General features: G+C 45.0%; 8 protein-coding genes. 7 read left to right on the top strand and 1 reads right to left on the bottom strand.

The window, feature by feature from the left end; translation table 11 throughout:
* Nucleotides 1-133: 133 nt before the first annotated feature.
* Nucleotides 134-970: a pyruvate, water dikinase regulatory protein gene (locus ACTCCX_RS10405; RefSeq protein ID WP_463275930.1), complete on the bottom strand. Its 837-nt coding sequence runs from the start codon at nucleotides 968-970 to the stop codon at nucleotides 134-136.
* An 89-nt stretch (nucleotides 971-1,059) separates the two neighbouring features.
* Between ACTCCX_RS10405 and ACTCCX_RS10400 the strand changes: the two genes are divergently transcribed.
* The 7 genes from ACTCCX_RS10400 to recO all read left to right on the top strand — a co-directional run bounded on the left by ACTCCX_RS10400 (nucleotide 1,060) and on the right by recO (nucleotide 5,785).
* Nucleotides 1,060-1,494: a Fur family transcriptional regulator gene (locus tag ACTCCX_RS10400; protein WP_463275929.1), complete on the top strand. Its 435-nt coding sequence runs from the start codon at nucleotides 1,060-1,062 to the stop codon at nucleotides 1,492-1,494.
* A 182-nt stretch (nucleotides 1,495-1,676) separates the two neighbouring features.
* The gene (rpsU, locus tag ACTCCX_RS10395; protein WP_108032623.1) at nucleotides 1,677-1,850 is read left to right on the top strand and encodes a 30S ribosomal protein S21; all 174 of its coding nucleotides are present in this window, start codon (nucleotides 1,677-1,679) and stop codon (nucleotides 1,848-1,850) included.
* 202 nt (nucleotides 1,851-2,052) lie between these two features.
* Entirely contained in the window at nucleotides 2,053-3,039 is a 987-nt protein-coding gene (locus ACTCCX_RS10390) for a PhoH family protein (protein ID WP_463275928.1), read from the top strand.
* Nucleotides 3,040-3,047: 8 nt separating this feature from the next.
* Nucleotides 3,048-3,530, top strand: coding sequence for an rRNA maturation RNase YbeY (gene ybeY, locus ACTCCX_RS10385; RefSeq protein ID WP_463275927.1), 483 nt, complete (start codon nucleotides 3,048-3,050; stop codon nucleotides 3,528-3,530).
* Nucleotides 3,508-3,927 carry a diacylglycerol kinase family protein gene (locus ACTCCX_RS10380; protein WP_463275926.1) on the top strand — a complete coding sequence of 140 codons (420 nt, stop codon included), beginning with the start codon at nucleotides 3,508-3,510 and terminating at the stop codon, nucleotides 3,925-3,927. Before ybeY ends, ACTCCX_RS10380 begins: the two co-directional genes overlap by 23 nt.
* Nucleotides 3,928-3,937: 10 nt before the next feature.
* Nucleotides 3,938-4,849: a GTPase Era gene (gene era, locus ACTCCX_RS10375; RefSeq protein ID WP_463275925.1), complete on the top strand. Its 912-nt coding sequence runs from the start codon at nucleotides 3,938-3,940 to the stop codon at nucleotides 4,847-4,849.
* 90 nt (nucleotides 4,850-4,939) lie between these two features.
* Entirely contained in the window at nucleotides 4,940-5,785 is an 846-nt protein-coding gene (recO, locus tag ACTCCX_RS10370; RefSeq protein ID WP_463275924.1) for a DNA repair protein RecO, read from the top strand.
* Nucleotides 5,786-6,000 lie beyond the last annotated feature (215 nt).

Below are 6,000 nucleotides of genomic sequence, written 5' to 3'. Positions count from 1 at the left end.
CAAATATATTCTAGCACTTAGCGAGGATTTTTTTAATGCACCGCTGGAAGCTCTCCGGAACCATGGGCCTAGCCCATGGTTTTCATTTCCACAAAAAAAAGCGAGGATGCATTTTGCATCCTCGTTATCTTACTTAGGGTATGATGGTTGTGTCGGAGATTTCGAGGCTACTCATGATGATGGCTGCGGTTTCCTCTATAGAGCGTTTGGACACATTGATGACGATGCAACCCAATTTATTGTACAATTCATAGGCGTATTCCAACTCAGCCCGGATGCGGTCCATGTCCGAATAGATGGTTTCCGGGGATAATCCGTAAGCGATCATCCGCTCTTTCCGGAAATTATTTAAGACCTCGGCATCGTTGGTCAATCCGACGATTTTCTTCGGATCCACTTGCCAGATTTCATCAGGCACTGAAGCTTCCGGCATGATCGGCAGGTTCGCTACTTTGATGTTCTTGTTCGCCAAAAACATGGAGAGCGGTGTTTTTGAAGTACGTGAAACACCTAGCAGCACAAGATCGGCATCCAAGAAACCTTTCGGATCTTTCCCGTCATCGTACTTGACGGCGAACTCGATGGCGCTGATCCGGTTAAAGTACTCATCATCCAAACGATGAAGGGCGCCTGCTCTTTTGAGGGGCTGTTGCCCGGTTGTTCTGGAGATATCCCTGACCAGATCTTTCAGTATGTTATAGCAAGGTAAATTTTCTGCAGCGCAGAAATCATCTGTGAATTCGCTCAAGTTGTCGACGACCAAAGTATGAATGACAAATGCCTTCAGCTCTTTGGCTTCTTCCAATACAGGCTCCAGGTCTTTCATTTTTCTGATGAACGGATAATGATACATATGAACAGTTAACGATGGGAATTGTGCCAAGACGGCCTGGAGCACTTTTCTGGCGGTATCTCCCACCGAATCGGATATGATGACAAAATGTAGGTCCTGTTGCGCTTGTTGTTCCATATAATTTCGTCCTTCCTGAATCTTAATCATTGCAATCTCACTAATAATATACTATAGTCTATTTGAAATTGATAGAGTCGGGAGGGAAAATGATGCCGGTCGATACCGTAACTATTGCATTGCAGCAATTAAAGAAACACGGATATAAATATACCCAAAAAAGAGAAGATATCATTACGGTTTTTGTGGAAGCTAACCGCTATCTGTCCGCAAAGGCAGTCCTTCATGCGTTAGAGGATGAATATCCGACACTTAGCTATGACACGATATACCGCAACCTGTATACTTTTGTGGAAGTCGGGATCTTGGAAGAAACTGAACTGAACAATGAAAAACTTTTCCGGATCACTTGCTTGCATGAGGGGCACCATCACCATCACTTTATTTGTCAACAATGCGGGATGACGATTGCTTTGCAGATGTGTCCGATGGATTTCTTCGAGCAGCAGTTGGAAGGATGCCAGATTTCTTCCCATCGCTTCGAAATTTTTGGGGTCTGCAAGGATTGTTTGGCTGCAGGTTAAGGCAACATGGCGGACAGCCGAACCAGTTTTTTTGCCATAGGCTGCAATTCCTGTTTTTGTTTTGCAAGAAAACGTTGCAATTGCTTGTGCCTATGATATAATATCAAAAGAACAATTTCATTTTGATTTCTTACTTTCAAAAGGAAACGTTACTTTTAATGCTCGGAGGGAGGGAATATTTAATGTCAAAAACAGTTGTTCGTAAAAACGAATCTCTTGATGATGCTCTTCGTCGCTTTAAACGTACTGTTTCAAAAACTGGAACTATGCAAGACGCTCGTAAACATGAATTTTATGAAAAGCCAAGTGTGAGACGCAAGAAAAAATCTGAAGCTGCCAGAAAACGTAAATTCTAACAGCCTGATGCTCACTTTCTGAAATTCTTAGAGACTAATCGATAAAGAATGGGATGATCTTCGTATCATTCCATTTTTTTGTCGTCCGGAAAAACTGACTGGATTGCCGGGGGATAAATACTTTCATCAGACATGCCGCTTTATGTTATACTATTAGCAATAAGCAGTGAAAAAAATCCCCAAAAAGAGGAGTGTAGCTTGTTTGACCGATAAAGTGGATAAAACAGTGAAAATTGAAGTTGCGGATGCATCCGTCTTGCCTCATTTATTTGGGTCACAGGACAAGCATCTGATGATGCTGGAAGATGCAATGCAAGTGACCATTACGAGCCGCGGCATGAAAATAGAAATCAGTGGCGAAGAGGCGGCTGTCGATAAGGCCCGCTCCCTCTTGAAGCAACTTTTGGAATTGCTGGCGCGTGGCATCCCTATCTCACAAACAGATATCGTCACAGCTATAAAAATGTCGGAACGCGGAAGCCTCGATTTCTTCATTAACCTTTATGAAGAAGAAATCGGCAGATCATATGCGGGCAAACCAATCCGAGCGAAAAATTTCGGCCAAAGGCAATATGTGCAGGCCGTCAAGAAGAAAGATGTTGTATTCGGAATAGGCCCTGCCGGAACCGGAAAAACTTTCTTGGCCGTGGTGATGGCTGTTGAGGCGCTGAAGAACGGTAAAGTGAAGAAAATCATTCTGACACGACCGGCTGTAGAAGCCGGTGAAAATCTAGGGTTCTTGCCCGGAGATCTGAAGGAAAAAGTTGACCCATATCTGCGGCCAGTATATGATGCGCTTTACGCCATTTACGGCGTCGAGCACACGACCCGCTTGATGGACAGGGGGGTCATCGAAATTGCGCCGCTCGCTTACATGCGGGGAAGGACACTCGAAGATGCATTCATCATCCTTGATGAAGCACAAAACACGACTGTTGCACAGATGAAGATGTTCTTGACTAGGCTCGGCTTCGGCTCAAAAATGATCGTCAATGGCGACAAGACCCAGATTGATTTGCCGAAAGGCGCTATGTCAGGGCTGATCGACGCTGAAAAGAAACTTCATGGTATCCCCGACATCACTTTTGTTACCTTTGATACTCATGATGTCGTGCGCCACCCTGTCGTAGCGAGCATCATCAAGGCCTATGATGTCAAAGAGGAAACACAACACAACATAGAAAAGTGAGCGATTATATGGAAATAGATATTTTTGATGAAACCGAAACTGTAAAGAATGAGCACACTGAATTGGTCCATTCCTTGATTTCCTTTGCGGGGGAATATTTGAAGTTGGCACCCGATACCGAATTGTCGATCACTTTTGTGGACAATGAGCGCATCAGGGAAATCAATCGTGAATACCGCAACAAAGATCAGGCAACGGATGTCATCAGCTTCGCTCTTAACGATGATACCGATGACGACTTGCCAATCAATATGGAAAGCATATCCGGTCTCTTTCCCACAAATATCGGTGATATCATCATTTCTACCGACAAGACCGCCGAACAGGCGGAGTCCTATGGCCACAGCTTCGAAAGAGAACTAGGCTTCCTTGCTTTGCATGGTTTCCTGCATTTGAATGGTTATGATCACATGACGGAAGAAGACGAAAAGGAAATGTTCGGTCTTCAGAAAGAGATACTGGATGCTTATGGACTTAAAAGAGACGAGTAGGGAAAAGATGGGGAAAATCGGAAAGAATCCAAATTTTTTCGCTTCAGTGAAGCATGCTTTGGACGGCATCGGCATTATCCTCAAAGAAGAAAAAAACATGCGCAGTCATGCCTTGTTGGGCTTGATACCGCTCTTGCTGGCATGGTTTTTCGAGTCGAGCACAATGGAATGGATTGTTGTCATTTTCTGCATATTTTTGGTCATCATCATGGAGTTTTTGAATACGATATTTGAGAATGTGGTGGATTTGGTGACTGATTACGAGTACCATCCCTTGGCGAAAAAAGCAAAAGATATCGCTGCCGGAGCGGTACTGGTTACGGTGTTCTTCACCATTCTTATTGCGGCCATCATCTTTTTGCCCGAGTTTGTGGAATTATATTATAAGTTAATTTGAGGAGTTTTTTATGAATAAAAAAGAAGGTTTCAAATCAGGGTTCGTTTCCATCATCGGGAGACCGAACGTAGGAAAATCGACACTTTTGAACCGCATTGTCGGTCAAAAAGTTGCCATCATGAGCGATGTCCCGCAGACTACCCGGAACAAGATCCAAGGTGTTGTCACTTCGGATGATTCCCAGATCGTTTTCATCGACACGCCAGGAATCCACAAACCGCAGACGCGTTTGAACGATTTCATGCTGAAAAGCGCGTACAGCACCTTCAACGAAGTCGATTTAGTTTTGTTCATGGTGAACGCGGCAGAAAAAAGAGGAGCAGGCGATAATTTCATTCTTGAGAAACTCAAGAACCTGCGTACACCGAAATTTTTGATCATCAACAAAATCGATCAGGTTAAGCCGGAAGAGTTACTCAAAATCATCATGGACTATACTTCCGATAATGAGTTCAATGAAGTGATCCCAATTTCAGCGATTCAGGGAAACAATGTCGATGAAATGATGAACACCATCAAAAAATACATACCGGAAGGGCCGCAATTCTATCCGGACGACCAAGTGACGGACCACCCGGAATACTTCGTCGTGTCCGAGTTCATCCGTGAGAAGATCCTCCAGTTGACAAAAGAAGAAGTGCCGCATTCCGTGGCAGTCGTCGTTGAATCGATGCAGCGCAATGAGGACGACAAGGTCCACGTCCATGCAACCATCATCGTCGATCGGGCCAGTCAAAAAGGCATCATCATCGGCAAAGGCGGGAAAATGCTGAAAGAAATCGGTGTCCGGTCCCGCCGCGACATCGAAGCAATGCTTGGAGATAAAATATACCTCGAACTTTGGGTGAAGGTCCAGAAAGATTGGCGCGATAAGCAGAGTTATCTGCAGGATTACGGTTACCGCCAAAAAGATTACGATTGATCGGTAAGCGCGCTACAGGTACATGAATAGCAATCAGCAAGAGTTTGGGAGGCTACCTTCCGGACTCTTCTCTTTTCGAAAGGGTGCAACATGGAAACATATCAGCAATTTGATGGCATCGTCTTATCGATCCGGAAACACAGGGAAAAGGATGCATTGGTAAAAATATTCACGCGCAATCACGGAAAAAGGATGTTTTTTGTGAAGAACATCAAAAACCCGAACCATGCCTTAAAAGCTGCGCTCCTGCCATTCACAAAAGCGACTTATCTTGGTCGCATCAAGGATGACGGACTCAGCTTCCTGCAGGACAGCCGCGAAACCGTCCATTTTTCCAAGATGCAGACAGACATCCACTTGAATGCCTACGCGACTTATTTAAACAATCTGGCCGACGCGGCGATCAACGATGCCATCAAAGCCACCGACCTCTATGATCTGTTGGAGGAATCGCTGGTCGCCATGCAGAACGGGATGGATGCTGAAATCGTAGTGAACATTTTCGAAATGAGGATTCTGAAATATTTTGGAGCAGCTCCCCAATTGCAGGAATGTATCATCTGCCACAGCAAGCAAGAACCTTTCGATTTTTCAGTCAAATTCTCCGGTGCCTTATGCCAAAAGCATTACGGGGAGGACCCCAGAAGGTCGCATGCAAGCCCGGCCGCTGTCCATTTCGCACGGATTTTCCAACTGGTCACGCCAAAGCAAGTCGGGAATATCAAAATCAAAACCGAGACAAAGCAGGCGCTCCGAGCTTTCATAGATGAATTATATGAAGAATATGTCGGAATCCGCTTGAAAAGCAAGAGCTTCATCGATCAGATGCACGCTTGGGAGACAAAAGTGGAGATTCCTTTCCGTACAGTTACGGAACCGGAGCCGGAGCCGAACAAGCCGAACGAAAGCGGACAGTCCGATTTAAGTAGTTCTTGACATTCATCCAGAACAACGCTACTATTGAGAAGAACTAAATACTGGACGTTGAAGATAAAAGTACCTCTGGTCAGTACCGGAAAGCGAATTTGGGATAGTGTGAGCCAAAGCGGGAGACTATTGCGGAAAGGCGTATCCGAGTCTTGTAACGAAGTGCCGGCGTTTGCCGGAATTAGGGTGGAACCGCGAAAATATTCGTCCCTATGTTTCAAGGA

The organism is Trichococcus sp., from assembly GCF_055118575.1.
This window is presented reverse-complemented; position numbering and strand designations above follow the sequence as displayed.

Excerpts from the sequence above, each read along its gene's own strand:
- ybeY (WP_463275927.1), top strand. The coding sequence starts at position 3,048 with ATGGAAATAGATATTTTTGATGAAACCGAAACTGTAAAGAATGAGCAC.
- rpsU (WP_108032623.1), top strand. The coding sequence starts at position 1,677 with ATGTCAAAAACAGTTGTTCGTAAAAACGAATCTCTTGATGATGCTCTT.
- ACTCCX_RS10400 (WP_463275929.1), top strand. The coding sequence starts at position 1,060 with ATGATGCCGGTCGATACCGTAACTATTGCATTGCAGCAATTAAAGAAA.
- ACTCCX_RS10405 (WP_463275930.1), bottom strand. The coding sequence starts at position 970 with ATGGAACAACAAGCGCAACAGGACCTACATTTTGTCATCATATCCGAT.
- era (WP_463275925.1), top strand. The coding sequence starts at position 3,938 with ATGAATAAAAAAGAAGGTTTCAAATCAGGGTTCGTTTCCATCATCGGG.
- ACTCCX_RS10380 (WP_463275926.1), top strand. The coding sequence starts at position 3,508 with ATGGACTTAAAAGAGACGAGTAGGGAAAAGATGGGGAAAATCGGAAAG.
- recO (WP_463275924.1), top strand. The coding sequence starts at position 4,940 with ATGGAAACATATCAGCAATTTGATGGCATCGTCTTATCGATCCGGAAA.